Origin of the sequence: Streptomyces sp. AA4 (assembly GCF_000158875.1) — a bacterium.
In the GTDB taxonomy this organism is placed as follows: Bacteria; Actinomycetota; Actinomycetes; order Mycobacteriales; family Pseudonocardiaceae; genus Amycolatopsis.
Genome location: NZ_GG657746.1, coordinates 6,267,556 through 6,286,603 on the forward strand (window position 1 = coordinate 6,267,556; position 19,048 = coordinate 6,286,603).

19 protein-coding genes and 1 pseudogene are annotated in these 19,048 nt (G+C 68.3%); 6 read left to right on the forward strand and 14 right to left on the reverse strand.

From position 1 onward, the window contains the following. Positions 1–5: 5 nt before the first annotated feature. The 7 genes from clpB to SSMG_RS45660 all read right to left on the reverse strand — a co-directional run bounded on the left by clpB (position 6) and on the right by SSMG_RS45660 (position 8,407). Positions 6–2,630, reverse strand: a complete 2,625-nt coding sequence (gene clpB / locus SSMG_RS28600) for an ATP-dependent chaperone ClpB (protein WP_009081776.1) — start codon at positions 2,628–2,630, stop codon at positions 6–8. 2 nt (positions 2,631–2,632) lie between these two features. After that, positions 2,633–2,944 (reverse strand): chaperone modulator CbpM, encoded by a 312-nt coding sequence (locus tag SSMG_RS28605; RefSeq protein ID WP_009081778.1) that lies wholly within the window; start codon positions 2,942–2,944, stop codon positions 2,633–2,635. Further along, positions 2,941–3,891 carry a DnaJ C-terminal domain-containing protein gene (locus SSMG_RS28610; RefSeq protein WP_009081780.1) on the reverse strand — a complete coding sequence of 317 codons (951 nt, stop codon included), beginning with the start codon at positions 3,889–3,891 and terminating at the stop codon, positions 2,941–2,943. The genes SSMG_RS28605 and SSMG_RS28610 overlap by 4 nt, the downstream gene beginning before the upstream one ends. Then, on the reverse strand, positions 3,891–4,379 hold the full coding sequence (locus SSMG_RS28615; protein ID WP_009081781.1) for a nucleotide exchange factor GrpE: 489 nt from the start codon (positions 4,377–4,379) through the stop codon (positions 3,891–3,893). The genes SSMG_RS28610 and SSMG_RS28615 overlap by 1 nt, the downstream gene beginning before the upstream one ends. Positions 4,380–4,384: 5 nt before the next feature. Beyond that, positions 4,385–6,385 (reverse strand): molecular chaperone DnaK, encoded by a 2,001-nt coding sequence (gene dnaK / locus SSMG_RS28620; RefSeq protein ID WP_286156983.1) that lies wholly within the window; start codon positions 6,383–6,385, stop codon positions 4,385–4,387. A 631-nt stretch (positions 6,386–7,016) separates the two neighbouring features. After that, entirely contained in the window at positions 7,017–7,748 is a 732-nt protein-coding gene (locus tag SSMG_RS28625) for a glycoside hydrolase family 75 protein (RefSeq protein WP_037715164.1), read from the reverse strand. Positions 7,749–7,948: 200 nt separating this feature from the next. Further along, positions 7,949–8,407 (reverse strand): hypothetical protein, encoded by a 459-nt coding sequence (locus tag SSMG_RS45660; protein WP_234392759.1) that lies wholly within the window; start codon positions 8,405–8,407, stop codon positions 7,949–7,951. Here SSMG_RS45660 and SSMG_RS47770 point away from each other — a divergent pair. From SSMG_RS47770 to SSMG_RS28635, 3 genes are all read left to right on the forward strand, one after another. Continuing rightward, the gene (locus SSMG_RS47770) at positions 8,397–8,495 is read left to right on the forward strand and encodes a DUF6130 family protein (RefSeq protein WP_234392760.1); all 99 of its coding nucleotides are present in this window, start codon (positions 8,397–8,399) and stop codon (positions 8,493–8,495) included. The genes SSMG_RS45660 and SSMG_RS47770 overlap by 11 nt on opposite strands. 62 nt (positions 8,496–8,557) lie before the next feature. Next, positions 8,558–9,313, forward strand: a complete 756-nt coding sequence (locus SSMG_RS28630; protein ID WP_050788304.1) for a LysR substrate-binding domain-containing protein — start codon at positions 8,558–8,560, stop codon at positions 9,311–9,313. A gap of 141 nt (positions 9,314–9,454) precedes the next feature. Next, a complete protein-coding gene (locus SSMG_RS28635; RefSeq protein WP_050788305.1) occupies positions 9,455–9,922 on the forward strand; it encodes an SRPBCC family protein in 468 nt (155 codons plus the stop codon). A gap of 152 nt (positions 9,923–10,074) precedes the next feature. On the opposite strand, the gene SSMG_RS42675 is transcribed toward SSMG_RS28635, so the two are convergent. From SSMG_RS42675 to SSMG_RS28660, 5 genes are all read right to left on the reverse strand, one after another. Then, positions 10,075–10,527, reverse strand: a complete 453-nt coding sequence (locus SSMG_RS42675; protein ID WP_009081792.1) for a hypothetical protein — start codon at positions 10,525–10,527, stop codon at positions 10,075–10,077. 31 nt (positions 10,528–10,558) lie between these two features. After that, positions 10,559–10,894 carry a hypothetical protein gene (locus SSMG_RS28645; protein WP_009081793.1) on the reverse strand — a complete coding sequence of 112 codons (336 nt, stop codon included), beginning with the start codon at positions 10,892–10,894 and terminating at the stop codon, positions 10,559–10,561. Between the two features lie 53 nt (positions 10,895–10,947). Next, positions 10,948–12,426, reverse strand: coding sequence for an MFS transporter (locus SSMG_RS28650; protein WP_009081795.1), 1,479 nt, complete (start codon positions 12,424–12,426; stop codon positions 10,948–10,950). 24 nt (positions 12,427–12,450) lie between these two features. Continuing rightward, positions 12,451–13,353, reverse strand: a complete 903-nt coding sequence (locus SSMG_RS28655) for an NADP-dependent oxidoreductase (RefSeq protein ID WP_009081797.1) — start codon at positions 13,351–13,353, stop codon at positions 12,451–12,453. A 237-nt stretch (positions 13,354–13,590) separates the two neighbouring features. Next, on the reverse strand, positions 13,591–14,307 hold the full coding sequence (locus SSMG_RS28660; protein ID WP_009081799.1) for a TetR/AcrR family transcriptional regulator C-terminal domain-containing protein: 717 nt from the start codon (positions 14,305–14,307) through the stop codon (positions 13,591–13,593). A 96-nt stretch (positions 14,308–14,403) separates the two neighbouring features. Here SSMG_RS28660 and SSMG_RS28665 point away from each other — a divergent pair, with 96 nt between their 5' ends. Together SSMG_RS28665 and SSMG_RS28670 are read left to right on the forward strand one after the other, a co-directional pair. Then, a complete protein-coding gene (locus SSMG_RS28665; RefSeq protein ID WP_009081800.1) occupies positions 14,404–14,742 on the forward strand; it encodes a PadR family transcriptional regulator in 339 nt (112 codons plus the stop codon). Beyond that, a complete protein-coding gene (locus tag SSMG_RS28670; RefSeq protein WP_009081801.1) occupies positions 14,739–15,677 on the forward strand; it encodes a hypothetical protein in 939 nt (312 codons plus the stop codon). Before SSMG_RS28665 ends, SSMG_RS28670 begins: the two co-directional genes overlap by 4 nt. Here SSMG_RS28670 and SSMG_RS28675 read toward each other — a convergent pair. Beyond that, positions 15,647–16,003, reverse strand: coding sequence for a helix-turn-helix domain-containing protein (locus SSMG_RS28675; RefSeq protein WP_009081803.1), 357 nt, complete (start codon positions 16,001–16,003; stop codon positions 15,647–15,649). The two genes, SSMG_RS28670 and SSMG_RS28675, sit on opposite strands and share 31 nt — an antisense overlap. A gap of 173 nt (positions 16,004–16,176) precedes the next feature. On the opposite strand from SSMG_RS28675, the pseudogene SSMG_RS28680 reads away from it, so the two are divergent. Beyond that, a pseudogene (locus SSMG_RS28680) lies at positions 16,177–17,384 on the forward strand (MFS transporter). A gap of 3 nt (positions 17,385–17,387) precedes the next feature. Here SSMG_RS28680 and SSMG_RS28685 read toward each other — a convergent pair. Then, a complete protein-coding gene (locus SSMG_RS28685; protein WP_106430332.1) occupies positions 17,388–18,983 on the reverse strand; it encodes an ABC-F family ATP-binding cassette domain-containing protein in 1,596 nt (531 codons plus the stop codon). Positions 18,984–19,048: the final 65 nt, after the last annotated feature.

Here is a 19,048-nt window from a genome sequence, read left to right on the forward strand (position 1 = left end):
GCGGATCATGCCGCTGCCTCGCGGTCCCGGCAGGTCACGGTGAGCACGCCGTCGTCGAGGCCGACGTCGACGACCGTGTTGTCGTGCGCGTCCCCGCCGAGCAGCGCGCGCCCGATCCGGGTCTCGACCTCGCGGGCGAGGAACCGGCGCAGCGGCCGGGCCCCGTACACCGGGTCGAATCCCTGTTCCGCGATGAACCGCAGCGCCTTGTCGGACACCTCCAGGGTCATGTTCTGCTCGGCGAGCCGCTTGCGCAGGTCGCCCAGCATCAGCTCGACAACCCGCTCGATTTCCGGCAGCGTCAACGGTTTGAACAGCACGATGTCGTCGATCCGGTTGAGGAACTCCGGCCGGAAATGTCCGCGCAGCGCCGCCATCACCTCGTCGCGCGCGGACTCGGTGATCTCGCCCTCGGCGTTCACGCCGTCGAGCAGGAAATGCGCGCCGATGTTGGAGGTCATGATGATTACGGTGTTGCGGAAATCGACCGTGCGGCCCTGCGCGTCGGTCAGCCGCCCGTCGTCCAGCACCTGCAGCAGCGTGTTGAAGACGTCCGCGTGCGCCTTCTCGATCTCATCGAACAGCACCACCGAATACGGCTTGCGCCGCACCGCCTCGGTGAGCTGGCCGCCCTCGTCGTAGCCGACATACCCGGGCGGCGCGCCGACCAGCCGTGACACCGTGTGCCGCTCCTGGTACTCGCTCATGTCGATCCGGACGATGTTGTCCTCGGTGTCGAACAGATCCGCGGCCAGCGCCTTCGCCAGCTCGGTCTTGCCGACGCCGGTCGGGCCCAGGAACAGGAACGACCCGATCGGACGGCGCGGGTCCTTGATCCGCGACCGCGCCCGGATGATCGCGTCCGCGACCAGTTGCACCGCCTCGTCCTGCCCGATCACGCGCTCGTGCAGCAGTTCGTCCAGGCGCAGCAGCTTCTCCCGCTCGCCCTCCTGCAACCGGCTGACCGGAATGCCGGTCCACCGCGACACGACCGCCGCGATCTCCTCCTCGGTCACGACCTCGCGCAGCAACCGGGTGCCCGCCTGCCGTGTGGCCAGCAGTTCTTCCTCGCCCACCAGGCGACGCTCCAGCTCGGGGAGCTTGCCGTGCCGCAATTCGGCGGCCTTGTTCAGGTCGTAGGCCCGCTCGGCGGCGTCGGCGTCCCGGCTGACCTGCTCGATCTCCTCGCGCAACGCCTGAACCTTGTGCAGCGCGGACCGTTCGGCCTCCCACTGCGTCCGCATCCCGCCCGCCTCGGCGCGCAGATCCACCAGCTCGCGACGCAATTCCTCGAGCCGTGCCTTGCTCGCCGCGTCGGTTTCCTTCGCCAGCGCGGCTTCCTCGATCTCGGTGCGGGTCAGCCGTCGGCTCAGCTCGTCCAGTTCGGCGGGCATCGAGTCGATCTCCGTGCGCAGCATCGCGCACGCCTCGTCCACCAGGTCGATCGCCTTGTCCGGCAGGAACCGGTCCGAAATGTAGCGGTGGCTCAGCACGACCGCGGCGACCAGCGCGCTGTCCTGGATTTTCACGCCGTGAAACACTTCGAGCCGCTCGCGCAGCCCACGCATGATGGAGATCGCGTCCTCGACCGACGGCTCGTCCACCAGCACCGGCTGAAACCGTCGTTCGAGGGCGGCGTCTTTCTCGATGTATTTGCGGTACTCATCCGCGGTCGTCGCGCCGATCAGATGCAGTTCGCCGCGCGCGAGCATGGGTTTGAGCATGTTGCCCGCGTCCATCGCACCCTCAGTGGCACCCGCGCCCACGACGGTGTGCAGTTCGTCGACGAACAACAGGATCCGGCCCTCGGCGGCGGTCACCTCGTTGAGCACGGCCTTCAGCCGCTCCTCGAACTCGCCCCGGTACTTCGCGCCCGCGACCAGCGCACCGAGATCGAGCGAGAACACCGTCTTGCCCTTGAGTCCTTCCGGCACGTCACCGCGGTCGATCCGCTGCGCGAGCCCCTCGACGATCGCGGTCTTGCCCACGCCCGGATCGCCGGTGAGCACCGGATTGTTCTTCGTCTTGCGCGACAGGATCTGGATCACCCGCCGGATCTCCGCGTCGCGTCCGATCACTGGGTCCAGCTTGCCCGCCGCCGCGTCGGCGACGAGATCGCGACCGTACTTTTCCAAGGCCTCATAGGCCGATTCCGGCGTCGCCGACGTCACCCGCTGGTTCCCCCTTACCTTCCGCAGCACCTCCAGGAACTTGTCCCGGGTCAGGCCCGCGCCGCGCAGCAGCCGTCCGGCCGCGCTCGAACTGCCCTCCTCCAGCAACGCCGCGAGCAGATGTTCGACGGACACGTAATCGTCCTTGAGCCGTCCCGCTTCGCGATCGGCCGCGTCGAGCACCCGAGCCAGCCGCGCCGTCACGCGGGTTTCGCCGGGCGTGACGCCGGGGCCGCTCACCTTGGGACGGCGGGAGAGTGCCGCTTCCAGCTCTTGTTCGAGACGAGCCGGATCCGCCCCCGCCTCTTCGAGCAGCCGCGACGCGAGCCCGTCGGACTGGTCGAGCAGCGCGAGCAGCAGGTGTTCGCCGTCGACCTCCGGCTGGCCGTACCGCAGCGCGGCAGTCTGCGCGTCGTGCAGTGCTTCCTGGGATTTCCGGGTGAGCCGGTTGGGATCCATGGTCAGTCTCCGCTGCGTCGGGATCGGGTACGGAGGTCCGCTTCGAGGTCCGCGATGCGGTCGAGCAGGTCGGCGACCAAGCCCACCGCGGCGTAGTTCAGCGAGAGCCCGGCGCGCAGCCGCTGGATCCGGGCCGCCGCGGACACCTGCGCCACCGGATACCACCATTCGCCGCGCGCGTCCTCGACCGGTTCCAGCAGGCCCAGCACGGTGAACCGGCGGACCAGCTCCGGGTGCAGGCCGGTCGCGTGCGCGAACGTCGGCAGGTCCAGATGCGCCGCGCCGGGGCTGCGGCGCACGAGCGCGTAGGTCATCCCGGCCTCCTCGGGTTGTCGGTGGTGGCCGCGGCCAGTTCCTCGTAGAGCTTGCGCTGCTCGGCGGTCAGGTCCTTCGGGACGACGATCTTGACCGCCGCGTACAGATCGCCGGGATTGCCCCGCGTGTTCGGAATGCCGCGCCCGCGCAACCGCAGCTTGCGTCCGCTGGACGTGCCCGGCGCGATCTTCAGCTTCGCTTCGCCGCCGCCGGGGAGATCCATGGCGACGGTCGCGCCCAGTGCTGCTTCCGAAGGCAGCAAAGGGAGATCGACGGTCACGTCGCGTCCTTCTACTTGGTAGCGCTTGTCGTGAAACAGATGCACCACCAGGTACAGGTCGCCGCGCGGTGCGCCTTCGCCGCTGCCGTAACCGCCCTGCCCGGCCAGGCGGATGCGTTTGCCGTTGCTCACTCCGGCCGGGATGTTGACGTCGACCGTGCGGGAGCCCTCCGGGCCATCGAGGGTGAACGAACGCCGTCCGCCCTGGTACGCCTCGGTCAGGGTGATCTCGATTCCGGCCTCTTGATCGGCGCCGGGGATCGGGCCGCGCTGCCGGCCGAACCCGCCTTGGAAGCCGCCCTGAAAACCGCTTTGGAAGCCGCCGCCGAACATGCCGCCGAAGAGGTCCTCGAAGTCGACTCCCTCGGCGTTCTGGAAGCCGGAGAATCCGCCGCCTGCCTTGGCGCGAGCGTAGGTCTCCGGGTCCAGGTCCGGCGGAACCTGGCGGAAGTCCTTGCCGAACGCGTCGTAGCGCTTGCGCTTCTCCGGTTCGGAAAGCACGTCGTACGCCTCGGAAACGGCCTTGAACTTGTCCTCCGCGCCCGGGTCCTTGTTCACGTCCGGGTGGTACTTGCGGGCGAGTTTCCGGTACGCCTTCTGGATCTCTTCCTGGCTCGCCGTCCGGGAGACGCCGAGCAGTTCGTAGAAGTCCTCGCTGTCGCTCATCAATCCGCCTTCGCGACCACGACCGCCGCGGGCCGCAGCTGGTTCTCGGCGTCGCCGTAACCGGGGCGCACGACCTGGACCACCGTGCCCGGCTCGACGCCCACTGCCGGAACGACCGACACCGCCTCGTGCAGCTGCGGATCGAACGGCATCCCCTGGTCGTCCGAGTACCGGGGGAAGCCGAGGTCAGCCATCGCCAGGTCCGCCTGCGCGCGCACCGCTTCGACACCGGCGACGATGGTTATCGGGTCCGCCTCGGCGTGCCCGATCGCCAGGTCGAGATTGTCCAGCACGGTCAGCAGTTCTTTGGCGGCCCGCTTGCGTTCCTGCTGCCGCACCCGCAGGGTGTCGCGCACGGTGCGCTTGCGGAGGTTGTCCAGGTCGGCCATCGCCGTGCGCCAGTTGTTCTCCAGCTCGGCGACTCTCGTCTGAAGCCAGGCGACGTCGGTGGTGTCTTCCGGTTCGGCGGCTTCCTGCTGGTTCTCCATGGCGGTCAGGAGGTGGTGAATTCGGCGTCGACGACGTCGTCACCGTCGTCGTTTCCCGGGAAATGCGCGTCGCCCGCGGTGGACGCGACCGCGGCCAGGCCGTGGAACAACTGCTGGAGTTCCGACGTCAGCGACCGCAGCTTCTCCAGGCTCGGCTCGTCCTGTTTGAGGAGGTCCCGGGCATCCACGGCAAGGTTCTCCGCGCGGGCTTTCTCGTTGAGCGGCACCGCGTCGCCGAGTTCCGCGACGCTTTTCTCCACCTGGTAGACCGCGCTGTCGAGCGTGTTGCGGGCGTCGACGATCTCGCGCAGTTTGGCGTCCTCGGCCCGGTGCGCCTCGGCGTCGGCGACCATCCGGTCGACGTCCGCGGAGTCCAAATTGGAGCTTTCGGAGATAGTGATGGTCTGTTCCCGGCCGGAATTGGTGTCCTTGGCCGAGACGTTGAGGATGCCGTTGGCGTCGATGTCGTAGGTGACCTCGATCTGCGGCACGCCGCGCGGGGCGGGCGGGATGTTCTCGAGCCGGAACCGGCCGAGCACCCGGTTGTCCGCCGTCTTCTCGCGCTCGCCCTGCAGGACGACGATGTCCACAGCGGACTGATTGTCCTCGGCCGTGGAGAAGGTTTCCTTGCGCCTAGCCGGAATCGTGGTGTTGCGGTCGATGACCTTCGTCATCACGCCGCCCATCGTCTCGATGCCGAGCGACAGCGGCGTGACGTCCAGCAGCAGGACGTCCTTGGCCTCGCCCTTGATGATGGCCGCCTGGATCGCCGCGCCGAGGGCGACGACCTCGTCCGGGTTGACCGTCATGTTCGGGTCCTTGCCGCCGGTCATCCGCCGCACCAGCGCCTGCACGGCCGGAATGCGCGTCGACCCGCCGACCAGGATGACCTCGTCGATGTCGTTCGCGGTGAGCTTCGCGTCGGCCAGCGCCCGCTCGACCGGCACCTTGCAGCGCTCGACGAGGTCCGAGGTGATCTGGTCGAACGTGGAGCGCATCAACGTCGTGTTGAGATGCTTCGGGCCCGAGGCGTCCGCGGTGATGAACGGCAGGTTGATCGTGGTCTGCGTGACCGAGGACAGCTCTTCCTTCGCTTTCGACGCGGCCTCGAACAACCGTTGCAGCGCTTGCGGATCCGCGCGCAGGTCGATGCCGTTCTCTTTTTCGAATTCTCCTGCCAGGTGGTCGACCACCCGGCGGTCGAAGTCGTCGCCGCCCAGATGCGTGTCGCCGGCGGTGGAGCGCACTTCCACTACGCCGTCGCCGATGTCCAGCACGCTCACGTCGAACGTGCCGCCGCCGAGGTCGAACACCAGGACGGTCTCGTGCTGCTTCTTGTCCAGCCCGTACGCCAGCGCCGCCGCGGTCGGCTCGTTGATGATCCGCAGCACCTCCAGCCCCGCGATGCGGCCCGCGTCCTTCGTCGCCTGGCGCTGCGCGTCGTTGAAGTACGCCGGGACCGTGATGACCGCCTCGGTCACCTTCTCCCCCAGGAACTTCGACGCGTCGTCCACCAGCTTGCGCAGCACCAGCGCCGAAACCTCCTCCGGCGCGTATTTCTTGCCGTGCACGTCGAACCGCACCGCGTCGTCCGGCCCCGGCACGACGTCGTAGGACACCGCGTCGATCTCGCTGGCCACCTCGTCGTAGCGGCGGCCGATGAACCGCTTCGCCGACGAGATCGTGCCCTTCGGATTCATGATCGCCTGCCGCCGCGCGAGCTGCCCGACGAGCCGCTCTCCCGAATCGGTGTACGCGACCACCGACGGGGTCGTCCGCGCGCCGTCCGCATTGGCGATCACCGCGGGCTGGCCGCCCTCCAGCACCGCGATCACCGAGTTGGTCGTCCCCAGGTCGATGCCCACCGCTTTCGCCACGACGCCGTTCCTTTCCCGGTTTTTCCCGTCCGAAATCCTCGAGACCGGACGAGTTCGAGGTCTGGTGTACGGGAACCGGGCAGGAGGGTCAAGGCGAAATGATCTTCGCGTTCGGCTTTTCCTGCGCATTCGCCGGACGATTGTGGGCGGCGCCAAAGAATATTGTTGAGCGGCACAATCGGCTAGCTTCGCCGCCGCCAGCGAGCATTTTGCTGAACCACTCAGGCCAAGCTTGCTGACTTAAGCCAGAGCGATCCGGGAACGCGACAACCGGATCGAGGGCGGGTTGGAGAACAGCAGCGTCCGGTGGGAGTTCGACGATGTTCGGCTACTGTCGAAGCCTTCCCAGCGCTACGGTTCGCGAGCCGGTGCGGACGAGCGCCGGTTGACTGCCGCGCTGGAGCACAGCCGCACACGCCGCGGTCGTCCCAAGCGATGCGGGGCCGCAAACCACCCCGGCGGATCATTTCCAACAGCACCGCGGCCAGCGGCAGGGACACTGCGAGCGGAGGCAGTCCGCCGACGTCGTACGCCGCCGGGACGCCGGACGCAAGAGCCACCACGACGAAGGCGGCGAACACGTTGATGACCCTGCTGCGCCTGATCTCGCCGTGCACCGTTCCCTCGCCAGTAGTCAAAGCTGCGCGGGCCCGACCATGAAGGAGCACCGCCCCGACGAGGCTATCGCACGCACCCGAACCCCAGACACGACGAATGCGGCCACCGCCAACCACAGCGGTGACCGCATTCGTTGCCGGGTCTAGATGCCCATGCTGGCCCCGAGGCTGTCCAGCGCCTTGTTGACCATGCCCTGCGCCGTGGCGTTCAGGGTCGAGTTGGTCCCGTTCACGACCCAATCCGAACCGGAGAAGATCACGACTGTCACGCCGTTGTCGACGCCGCCGTCAGTGCCGCTGCTGTTGATTCCCAGCAGCGACGCCGCCTTCACCGACGCCTCGCCCAATTCGCGCGAGTCGTTGTCCGACGTGTCCTGGTCGTTCGCCGTCTGCGTGTCGCCGAAGATCGCCCCGATGACCTTGCTCTTGTAGAACATCAGCGCGAACTGGCGGCCCTTGATCCCGTGTTCCTTGTAGAAGAAATGCGGGCACGGGCTCTTCTTGTCGTAACAGTCGTCGCCGAGTACGTAGAACGGCACGTGGTGCGCGCCGAGCGATTTTCCGTTGCTGTCCTTGAAAGTGGTGGTGCCCTGGTGGTCGGGATCGGGGTCCGGGTCGCTGCCGTCGGTGTCCACGGCCAGGCCGGAACCGTAGGCGTAGACGCCCTTCGCCACCTGGTAGACGTTGACGTCCTTGGCCCGCGTCATGGTGTTGATGTGCGGTTTGGAATTGACCTTGTTCGCGTCCGTGCTGTTCTTCTTGACGCCGGCCAGCACCTGCGCGGCCGTATAGGACTTGGCGGTGGCGTCGGCGGTTTCCGCGTGCGCGGAGTTGACCGCGAGCGGCACGGCGAGCGCCAGAGCGGCGCCGACCACAGCGAAACGCCTACGGGAGGATGACATGACCGGGCGACCTCCAGCCTTCATTAGGAAAACTTCCTAACATAGTGAACCATCCGTGACCGGCCGCTGTCACCAGGTGCTGTGCAGAAAATCCGCGACGACCGCCCGGTCCTGGGAATCCACGCGGGACAGGTGCCGTTGATCGGAACAGGCGGCCGTTCCCAGCGCCGAGCTTACTCGGGCAAACCGGTCAGATCAGGCAGGATGTCCTTCGTCGCGAGAAGAACTGGCTGGCCGCCGCGGCTCAGGACGCGCAGTAAGCCTTGAGCGCCGCGTTCCCCAGCGTGGTTTGCCCTATGGTCGCGGCCCCGGCTAGATGGTTCACATTGGCCGCCACCAGGACCTGTTTGCTGCCGTCGTCGCTGGTCAGCCACAGGGTAAAAGATCCCAGCACGCGGCCGCTGTGATTCCACGCCGGTCCGCAGGCCGTCGACCGGCACCATCGTTTTCAGCTCGGCCTGCTGCGGCGGCAGGGGTTTTCCGCTCAACAGCGCGCGTTCGAAGGCGGCCAGATCGTCCTCTGTGGACACAATGGCGTCCGCGGTCCCGAACGCCTGCGCATTCGAGACCGTGAAGTCGTTGTAGAACGCGCCGAACGAGATGTAGTAGCCGTTGAGGTAATTGCCGCACAAGCTGTGGATCGGACTGGCCGATCCCACGCACCAGGTCCTCGCCAGCAAAACCGTCAGCTTCGTCGTGCCATCCGGCGGCCACCGCTGAGCGGACCGGCAGAATCGAGCGCATGCGACCAGCCGAGCGTTCCCGATGACCGCCCGCGCGGGATGACGGCGACACTGTTCGGCGAGGTCTTCGTCGATCACGCCCGCGCGGTGCTCGCCGAACTCCGCCAAGCCGGGCGGCATCTGGAAGAGCTGGTCGACGGACACGCCGGCACCGTCACGATCGGCACCTTCCTCGCCGGGGCGAGCGTGCTGCTGCCCCGTGCGGTCGCGCGAGTGAAGGCCGCGGCCCCCGACCTGACCGTCGTCATCCGGCACGGCGGCCCGGAAGCGCTGTACGAGGCGCTGCTCGCGGGCGACGTCGACCTCGTCGTCGGGACCCTCGAACCGGCGAACAACGACCGGCTGCGCCAGCACCACCTCTACTACGAGCCCGCGCGCGTGGTGGCGCGCCGCCGGCATCCCGCGCACCGGCGGCCGGGACTCACGCTCGCCGACCTGATCGGCGAACTCTGGTCGCTGCCGCCCGCCGACAACCCGCAGCGGCGGCACCTGGAAGAACACCTCCTGCGCCGCGGCCTCCCGACCCCGGCCAACCGCATCGAGTCCGGTTCGTTCCTCGCCGTCCGCGCCATCGCGCTGGAAACCGACACCCTGGTCGTGATGCCGCAGCTGGTCGCGGAGACCGAACCGGAGCTGACCGCGCTGCCGGTCGACCTGGGCATCGTGGAATCGGTCGGCGTCACGCTGCCCGCGGGCAGGCAGCTCACCCCGACGATGCTGCTCATGACGCGAAAACTGGACGAGGTGGCGGCCGAGATCCGGGCGGCGAGCACCGGCTATGCCCAACCGACATAGCCGAACACCAAGGCAGCATTGGACGGGCATCGACCATGGCTTCTAGCGTGAGTGTCGTGGAAATGCGTTCCTCCGGCCGCACATTTCCCAGTTTCGGCGCGGACCGCATTTCCCCAGACCGTTCGGAAAGGGAGAGAAAACGTGACGACCGCACTCTACGTTCCGCAGATTCCGGACAACCTGAACATCCGTTTCGTCGAAAACCGCATCGTGGTCGACCGGCCGGCGCAGCAGGTCTACGACTGGGCGACCACGTGGTCGAACCTGCCGAAATGGCTGCCGATGGCGTCCGGAACCGAAGTGCGCCGCGGCACGCCGGACGTCCCCGCGGAAATGGGCGACGAGCTGCTCGAAACCATTGTGCCGGACCTGAACGAAAAGCCGAAGCTGTACACCGTGGTGGCGCGAGTCCCCGGCAAACTCTGGACGGTGGTCGGCCGAGACGTCCTCGACGACGGGACCCCGGCACCGTCGATGCACGCGATCGCCACCTTCACCACCTTCGACCTCGGCGACGGGACAACCTTGTTCTGCCGCCTGTTCGAGCGGCTGGTCCCGCCCGCCGAACCTCCCGGCCCGCACCCGGTCGAGGACCCGGCCCGCATCTAGCCCGGACTGGAACTGCTGAAGGCGCACATTGAGGGCGCCGCCGCATAACAGCCGCGGTCGTCTTTGCGGCGCGAGAATCGTCCGCCGCTATCGTCGGAGATCGGGCCGAACGGCCCGCTCACCGGAAAGCCAGCGAGATAGCAGTAACTCCGTCACCGCACCACAACATATTCGCCGCCCGCCCGAGCCTCGGCGTCCTCTGCGTACGTGGACGCGGTCGTCCAAAACCGCCCCCGGACGACGCGGACCCATGCACCGTCGAGCGGGAAGACGAGCGCACCGTTCGGGCCGCGCAGCATCGCGCCCTTCCGCAGGTTGCCGAGAAACTCGATGATGTCGCGTTCGATCTCCTCGGCGAACTCGCGCTGGCTCTCCTGCGAGATGTCGTACAGATCGGTGTCGATGTCGTACGTGACGAGTTTGCCGGTCGCCGGGTCGCGGGCCGCGAACTCCACTCCGAGCCAGCGCCGCGGATCGACCAGCACCGTGGCCTGCCACGTCAACCCGCTGAGTTGCCATCTCACCGAGGTGTCGTCGGCGACCACCGTCCACGAGGTGGTCGCCTGCAGTTCGCGCAGGAACGAAAGGAGCCGCTGGCCGGTCACGCAGTTCAGTCTACGCGGCGGCCCACCCGGCTCAGCGGACCGTGAACGGCAAAATCGAAGAGGAATGCTGGCAGTCCAGCGCCACCCAGTAATTGCCGTTCCCCGCCGGAGTCACGTCCGGCCGCACGTTCGCCTGCACGGTGCCGCCGTAGCCGGGCGGGTTCGTCGGGAACCCGGTCAGCACGTTCGACCACAGCTGACGCACGGGGCCGTCGTCCTTGCTGCACACCCAGCTCATCGTCACCGGATCGCCCGGCGCGCCCGAGTTCGGATCGAGAGTCAGCTGCGAGGTGGCCGAAGCAGGCGCCGCCGTCGCGATTCCGGCCAGTCCCAGCACGCCGAGCACAGCAATAATCCGACGAATCATGATCCCTCCCCAGGTTTCGAACCTCCCACGATAGAACGCGCGCGCTGCGCAAGCTAGTGGTGCTGCGCGGCCGGATCGACGGGCAAGCGACCGCCGCGGAACAGCAGCGCGGCTACTACCGCACCACCAAGGAATACCGCCGCCGCGGTCCAGAACACCAGGTGGTATCCGGCGAAGGTCGCCTCGACGGGAGCCCCGGGGTGCGCGGCCAGGTATCCGGCGGTCGCGGACGTTGCGAGCGAGCTGAACACCGCGGTTCCGATGGAGCCGCCGATCTGCTGGGCCGTCGTCACCAGCGCGGACGCCACCCCGGCGTCATGCGGCCGGACACAGCTGGTCGCGGCGTTCTGCACTGGGCCGAAAATGAAGCCGAATCCCACTCCGGTAACGAGAAGCGCGGGCAGGATGTTCGCCGCATAACTCGAATCCGCGCCGATTCCGGTGAGGAGAGCCATGCCCGCCGCGGCGAGGAGGCAGCCCAGCGAGACGATCGGCCGCGGCCCCCAGCGCGGCAGGAGCACCGCGCCGGAGAACACCGCTCCCGCCATGACCAGGCCGATCATCGGCAGGAACGCCACGCCGGTCTGCACCGGGCTGAACCCCAGCGTATTCGCGAGATAGAACGTGAGGAACAGGAATACCGCGAACATCCCGGTCCCGGTGATGCCCAGGGTCAGGTACGCGGCTCCGCGGACCCGGTCGAGGACTACTCGCAGCGGCAGCAGTGGATGGGCGGTGCGGCGTTCGATGGCCACGAAGGCGGCGATCAGCGCGAGACCCGCGAGTGCGGGCCCGAGAGTCCGGAGGTCGGGCCAACCATTCCTTTCCGCAGTGCCGAGGCCGAAGACGAGCCCGATCAAGCCGAGCACCACGACGACCGCGCCCGCGACGTCGAGCCGGACTCGCTGCGGCCGCTCTTCGTCGTGGAGAAGCACCAGGCCGCCGACGAACGCGATCGCCGCGATGATCAGGTTGACGTAGAGGCACCACCGCCACGACAAGCCCTGGGTCAGGACGCCGCCGAGCAGCAATCCCACCGCCCCGCCCGCGCCGGAGATCGCGCCGAAGATGCCGAAGGCGCGGCCGCGTTCCTTGGCGTCGTCGGCGAAAGTGAGCGACAGCAAGGACAATGCGGCAGGCGCGAGCATCGCGGCGAACGCGCCTTGGCCGATTCGCGCGGCCAGCAGGGTCGCGAAATTCCCGGCGGCGCCACCGACCGCGGAAGCGAGCGCGAACCCGCCGACGCCGACGAGGAACAGCCGCTTTCGTCCAAAGTGGTCAGAGAGCCGGCCGCCGAGGAGCAGGAGACTGCCGAACGCGAGCGCGTAGCCGGTCAGCACCCATTGCCGGTAATCGGCGGGGAAACCGAGGTCGTGCTGCGCGCTCGGCAGGGCGATGTTGACGATCGTGGAGTCGAGGACGTCCATCAGCTGGGCGAGGCTCAGCACGACGAGCGTGAGCCAGCGATGCTGGTGGCGCACGCTTCGAGGAGCCGACTGGGCTATCCCGGTCGGCGCGAGGTCAGAGTTCATGAGGTTCTCTCGAGGGAGGGCCCGTCAACCGGGCAGAAGGACGAGCTTTCCGCGCACGCGGCCCGATTCGCCGACCCGGTGCGCTTCCGCGACGTCGGACAGCGGGAACGTCAGCCCGACGGGCAGGGTGAACTTTCCGGCTTCGACCAGCTCGCCGAGTTGAGATATCACGTATAGCGCGTGGCCGCCGTCGCCGCGGCTGAAGCGCACGCCGTACTGCTCGGCACCGGCGAAATCGGCGATGGTGACGACGTGTTCCGGACCGCCCGCGAGCTGGATCAATTCCGGCAGCACCCCGCTTCCGGCGACGTCCAGCGCCAGGTCGACGCCGTCGGGCGCGAGCGCGCGGACCCGGTCTGGCATACCAGGTCCGTAGGCGACGGGTGCCGCCCCGAGCGAGCGCAGAAAGTCATGCGTGGCAGGGCTTCCCGTGCCGATCACCCGCGCGTCCCGGGCCGCGGCAAGCTGAACCGCGGCACTGCCGACGCTGCCGGAAGCACCATTGACGAGCAGCGTCGTGCCGCTCGCCACGCCGAGCTGATCAAGTACACGCGCTGCCGTCTCCGCAGCCGCGGGCAGTGCGGCAGCCTCGGCAAAACCAAGCGACGGCGGGATGGGCGTGTAGCAGAACAGCACGGCCAATTCCGCTTGCGCACCACCGGAAGCAGCGAATCCGAACACCCGGTCGCCGATCTCCACCTCCGTGACGCCCTCGCCGATTTCGTCCACGACGCCCGCCGCCTCGTGCCCCATGGTCTGCGGCAGTTCCTGATCCATCAGGCCCTGGCGTTTCTTCCAGTCGCTCGCGTTGACTCCCGCGGCTCGCACGGAAATCCGAACCTCGCCGGGGCCCGGGTGCGGATCCGGGACGTCCACGAGTTCGAGGACTTCCGGGCCGCCGAAGACGCTGAACCGGACCGATTTCACGAGGTGCTCCCTTCTCGGCCAGACGCCGAGGATCAAAGAGGCAGGCACGGGCAATCGCGGCCTGCGCACGGGTTCGCATACGGCCGCCCCTACCGTTACGAACACCGTTCTATCAACGAACAGTGTTCTTGTCAACGCGCACGAGACCGCGACCAGGTGTGCTGGACTTGCTTTTCAACAGGTCAAACAGGTGCCTGACCTGCGTCGGGACGCCGACGGCCCCGGACGGCGGATCGCCTAGCGACGCGCCAGACCGTCGATCATCACGTCGAGCGTGAAGTCGAACCGGTCATGCCCCTCGCCAGCAGTCAACTCGACGGCATGGCGAGCGGTGCAAGGAAATTCCTCCGCGGGCAAGGCCGCGAGACGACGCTGCATCTCGTCCCGTCCGACGACCCACACGGCGTCCTTCTCCTCCACCCGCCGCCGCACGATCGACGCCTCGAGGCAGTAGGCGGCCACGTAGAGCAGCAGGGAATCGACGCCCCACGCCGCGGCCTGCGCCGGGACGCCGCCGTTCAGCAGGATCGCCAGCATCCCCTCGTTGAGCCGCGCGGTGTCGAGGTCGGTGGGCGCCACCGCGAACGCGGCGCCGGAGATCCCGGGGTAGGCCAGGTACAGGTCGCGCAGCTGGCCGCACACGTCGCGGATCTGCGAGCGCCAGTTCGCCGCGTCCGGCTCCGGCAGGACGATTTTCGCGCACAGCCGCGCGATGAGCAGCTCGTCGAGGTCGGTCTTGTTGACGACGTGCGCGTAAAGCGAGGCGGGACCGGTGTTCAGCGCGTCGGCCACGCGGCGCATGGACAACGCCTCGTACCCCTCGGCGGCGATGATCTCCAGCGCGGCGTCGACGACCTGCTCGACGGTGATCGGCACCGTGCGCCGCCGGGGTTTCGGGCCGGTTCCGGGTTTCGGCGGCTGGTGCCGGGCCGCGCGCCGCTCCTTGGGATCCACGGGTGCACCTTATCTCGGAGCGTTCGCTTGCCGAACGCCGTTCGTCCCTGCTAGCCGATGGTCGCTATATACTGATAGTCGGTATATGCTCCTGCCATGAACGACGGTCCTTTGCGCGAGCCGACCTTCCTGGTCCTCACCGCGCTCGCTGCCCAGCCTCAGCACGGCTACGGCGTGCTGCGCGATGTCGAGACGATCTCCGACGGCCAGGTCACCCTGCGAGCCGGCACGTTGTACGCCGCGCTGGACCGGCTGCACGCGGAGGGCTGGGTGGAAGTGGATCGCGAGGAAGTCGTGGACAGCAGGCTGCGCCGCTACTACCGCCTGACCGAAGCGGGAGCCGCGCGGCTGACCGCGGAAGTCCAGCGGCGGCAACGCCACACGACCGCGGCCGAACGACGGCTTCAGCTCCGCAGCGCGGGAGGACTGGCGTGACCAAGCTGGAAAGACGCTACCGGCGGCTGCTGGCGTTGTACCCGCGCGCGCACCGAGCCGCGCACGGCGAAGAAATGCTGGGAGTACTGCTCGACGACGCCGGAAATCGAAGCACGCCAGGGGTCGCGGGAACCGTCGACCTCATCTGGGGTGCCGTCCAAGTCCACTGGCGGCACACGTTGAGCGGGCGCCGCGACACCCTCGCGATCGTCAGCCTGCTGGCACCAGTGCTCCTCCTGGCTGGAGCCGCTTCCACCGTGCGCGAGATCCGAAGCGTGGCCCGGCTGGACGGTTGGGTGCTGCGGATGTGGCTGGGCGCGCTCGCGGACGTTCCGGTGTGGTCGGCCTGGCTGGCCGCCGTCGTGCTCGGGGTGTGCGGCATGCGCCGGGCCTCGGTGGTCCTCGCCTGGGTGGCCACCGGTGCCTTGCTCACCGTCACGGTTCTCGATCCCGTCCGGCATTGGTCGGTCGACGTGTCCGCGGGCTGGGTGTTGCTCAGCGTTTTCGCGGCGCTCTCGATGACCGCGTCGCCGGGACCACGCCGCGGGTTGGCTTTGCTGGGCCGACTGCGACTGTCCATTGTGGCCGGTACAGTCGTGGTGCTGCTTGCGCTGACGACGACCACTCGGGGCGTACATCTGCCCCTCGCCCAACTGGTGCAACTCGCAGTGCTCGTAGTGGGCGTCTTCGCCGCCTGCCGTCTTCGCACGCGAAGCGGGCGCCGTGCGGCGTTGATCCTTCTCGCGCCGCTCATTGTCGTACCAGTGGCCGCACGAGTGCTCGGACGCCTTGATGTCTACCCCGTCCTGCCCGTCGTTTTCTATGCCATCCCGGCAGTGGTCATGGGGGGATTCGCCGTTCTGCTGCACCGGTTCGACCGGCGTCCTCAACCGGACCGAACGGATCAGCGGCCGGGATCGTGCTCCTCAGCGTAGGAACGGCCCCACGCCGCCATGGCGTTCAGCACCTCCTGCGCGTTCTCGCCCAGTTCCGTCAGGCTGTATTCCACTTTCGGCGGCACCTGCGGATAGACCACGCGGCGCAGCAGGCCGTCGGATTCCAGTTCGCGGAGCTGGCGGGTCAGCACTCGGTCCGTGAGATCTGACAACAGGCGCGAGAGTTCGCCGAAGCGCAGCACGCCGTGTTCGGCCAGCGCGTGCGGGATGCTTGGCTTCCACGCGCCGCCCAGCACCATCGTCGTGATCTCGGCGGCGCAGGTCGTTCGCCACGCTCGGACGGCCTTCTCCGTTTGCGGGCGCATCCGGCCTCCTCACTATCCATTCGGTCAGTACTGGACGAGGCAGTCCGTACTTGTCGACCGCGGAGGTGTCCGGACAGGATCTTCGCATGGCGTTGACCCGGGTGGAGCCGCGACGCGGGCTCGTGTTGCTCCCGTTGCTGGCTGGCGTGCTGGGCGGAAGTCTCGCCCTCGGCATGGTCACCACGGCGCTGCCGCGGCTCGCGGACGAACTGCGGGTGTCGGACTCAGCCCGGGCGTGGATCGTCGATGGGTACCCGTTAGCGCTGGCGGTCGCGATGGTCGGGGCGGCCCGGGCCGGCGACCGGTACGGGCGGAAACGCGTGCTGCTGCTTGGCGTGAGCGCGTTGGCGGTGCTGAACGCGGTGGCTGCGGCCGCCACCAACGCGGCGTTGCTGATCGTGTGCCGAGGGTTGCTCGGAGTCGCCAGCGCGTTGATTCTGGCCGGGGTCGGGGCACGATCGGCTCGTTGTTTTCCGGGCGCGATCTCGCGTTCGCCAACGGCATGTGGGTCACCGTGCTGGGCGCGGGCAACGCGCTCGGGCCGGTCGTCGGCGGATTGCTGACGGAAGGGCCGGGCTGGCGCTGGGTTTTCCTCGCATTGGTGCCGCTCGCAGTGCTCACACTCGCGTTGACGGGGTGGTTGCTTCCCGAATCGCGCGGGCAAGCGACTGCCGGGTGGGAGGTGCCGAGTCTGCTGTGGTCGGTGGCGGCGATCGGCGGGATTGTGTACGGGCTGCAGGAAGTCACCGTCTCGCCGTTGCGCGGGGTGGTGGGTGTTGCGGCGGGTGTGCTGGCCGGAATTGTGTTCGTGCGCAGGCAACTTCGGCTTCGGGAACCGCTGTTGCACATCCGGTTGTTTCTGCGCCCGGGATTCGCGTCGGCATTCGCGCGGATCGTCGTCTCCGCGGCGACGGCGGCGGCCTGTCTTTACCTCGTCAGCCTCGAACTGCAGCACGCGCAAGGACGTACACCGCTCGAAGCGGGTTTCGCGCTCGCTCCGCAAGCCGTAGCTACCGCGGTCGGCGGATTGGTCGCGCCCTTCAGTTTGAACTGGCTCCGCAGCCGGACCTCCACGTCCGTCGCGCTAGTGATTCAAGCTGTCGGCTTGGCCGCGATTCCGTTGAGCCACAAGGTGTTTCCGGTCGCCCTGGTCGGATTCGGCTACGGCGCGATCGGCACCTTGGCGACCACTGCGCTGTTCGAGGCCGCGACCGCTGAGCACGCCGGAGCGGCCGGGGCGACGCAAGAAGTGGGTTTCGCCATCGGCGCGGGCGGCGGGGTCGCGGTGTTCAGCACGGTCGCCAATTTCGGCGGCGGCTCCGGATTCGCCGCCGCGTTGATCGCGGCGGGAGCAGTCACGCTCCTCGCCGCGATCCGCTGACCGTTACCCCGCCGTCTCCTCCACTGTGGACCCGAGTCGCACCCACCGCGTCGCCCCGATCGTGCGCAGGAACGGAAGGTCGTGGCTGACCACGATGAGCGCACCGGCGTACGACCGCAGTGCTTCCGACAGTTGCCGGACGCTGGCCAGGTCCAGATTGTTCGTCGGTTCGTCCAGCAACAGCAGTTGCGGTGCCGGTTCGGCCAGCAGCAGCGTCGCCAGGGTGGCCCGGAAACGCTCGCCACCGGACAGGCTTCCGGCCGGCTGGTCCGCCCGGTTGCCGCGCAACAGGAACCGCGCGAGTTGGGCGCGGATCTCGTTGTTCGACACGGACGGCGCGGCGCGGGCCACGTTCTGCGCCGCGGACAACGTGTCGTCCAAGACGTCGAGCCGTTGCGGCAGCCAGCGCACCGGAACCGGGACCCGGACGGTCCCGGAGCGCGGTTCGATCGCCCCGGTGATCGTGCGCAGCAGCGTGGTTTTGCCGGAACCGTTCGGCCCGACCAGCGCGATCCGCTCCGGTCCGCGCACAGCGAGGTTCACCGCGAGCCCGTTCCGAAGCTCCACCTCGGACAACGTGAGCACTTCTTTCCCGGACGGCACCGAGGTTTCCGGCAGATCGATCCGGATCTCGGCGTCGGCGCGCACCGCTTCCTCGGCCGCCTTCAGCCGATCCTCGGCCTCCGTCACCTTGCCGAGGTGCATCGTGCGGTGCTTGCCCGCGGCGATTTCCGCGTCCTCCTGCCGTTTGCGCATCCGGACCTTGGGCTCGCGTTTGTTCTCCCACTGTTTCCGGCCGTACCGGGCGCGCCGGTCCAGCTTCGTCCGCGCCTCGGCCAGCTCTCGCTTCTGCCGTCTGAGATCCGACTCCGCGGCCCGCAGCATCCGCGAAGCCGCCTCCTGCTGAACGGCCACCGCCGCCTCGTAATCCTCCAGGTTGCCGCCGTAGAAGGTCACCTCCCCGGAACGCAACTCGCCGATCCGGTCGACGTGGCGCAGGAGCTCGCGATCGTGAGATACCAGCACCAGCACCCCTTTCCACGCCCGCACCGCCTCGCCGACCAGCCGCCGCGCCCGCAGGTCCAGGTTGTGGGTCGGGTCGTCGAGCACGAGCACGTCCGGCTGCCGCAGGAACTGCGCGGCGAGCCCGAGCAGGATCAGCTCGCCGCCGGACAGCTCCCCCGCCCGCGCGTCCAGGGCGACGTGCGCGAGACCGAGCTGATCGAGCGTCGCGCGGGTGCGTTCCTCGACGTCCCACTGCTCCCCGACGGTCGCGAACCAGCGTTCGTCGGCTTCCCCGCGTTCGATCGCCGCGAGTGCGGCCCGGACCGCCGCCACGCCGAGCACCTCGTCGACGCGGCGTTCGGCGGCCAGGATCAGGTTTTGCGGCAGGTAGCCGAGTTCGCCGGACACGCTGACCGACCCGGCGGCCGGCCGCAGTTCGCCGGTGATCAACCGCAGAAAGGTGGATTTCCCGGAACCGTTCAGGCCGATCAGCCCGGTCCGGCCCTCGCCGATCGCCAGGGAGAAGCCGTCGAAGACGACCTCGCCGTCCGGCCAGGCGAAGCTGAGGTCCGAGCACACAATGGAAGAAGACACAGGCGTAACTCCCCGTTCGCGAATGGACAAGAACGTGGAGACACCGCGAGCGCGGGGTACGGATT

Coding starts and splice junctions, on each gene's coding strand:
- SSMG_RS28650 (WP_009081795.1), bottom strand. CDS start 12,426: ATGAACTCTGACCTCGCGCCGACCGGGATAGCCCAGTCGGCTCCTCGA.
- SSMG_RS28665 (WP_009081800.1), top strand. CDS start 14,404: ATGAACGACGGTCCTTTGCGCGAGCCGACCTTCCTGGTCCTCACCGCG.
- SSMG_RS28615 (WP_009081781.1), bottom strand. CDS start 4,379: ATGGAGAACCAGCAGGAAGCCGCCGAACCGGAAGACACCACCGACGTC.
- SSMG_RS28675 (WP_009081803.1), bottom strand. CDS start 16,003: ATGCGCCCGCAAACGGAGAAGGCCGTCCGAGCGTGGCGAACGACCTGC.
- SSMG_RS28610 (WP_009081780.1), bottom strand. CDS start 3,891: ATGAGCGACAGCGAGGACTTCTACGAACTGCTCGGCGTCTCCCGGACG.
- SSMG_RS28630 (WP_050788304.1), top strand. CDS start 8,558: ATGACGGCGACACTGTTCGGCGAGGTCTTCGTCGATCACGCCCGCGCG.
- SSMG_RS28605 (WP_009081778.1), bottom strand. CDS start 2,944: ATGACCTACGCGCTCGTGCGCCGCAGCCCCGGCGCGGCGCATCTGGAC.
- dnaK (WP_286156983.1), bottom strand. CDS start 6,385: ATGCGCAGGAAAAGCCGAACGCGAAGATCATTTCGCCTTGACCCTCCT.
- clpB (WP_009081776.1), bottom strand. CDS start 2,630: ATGGATCCCAACCGGCTCACCCGGAAATCCCAGGAAGCACTGCACGAC.
- SSMG_RS28645 (WP_009081793.1), bottom strand. CDS start 10,894: ATGATTCGTCGGATTATTGCTGTGCTCGGCGTGCTGGGACTGGCCGGA.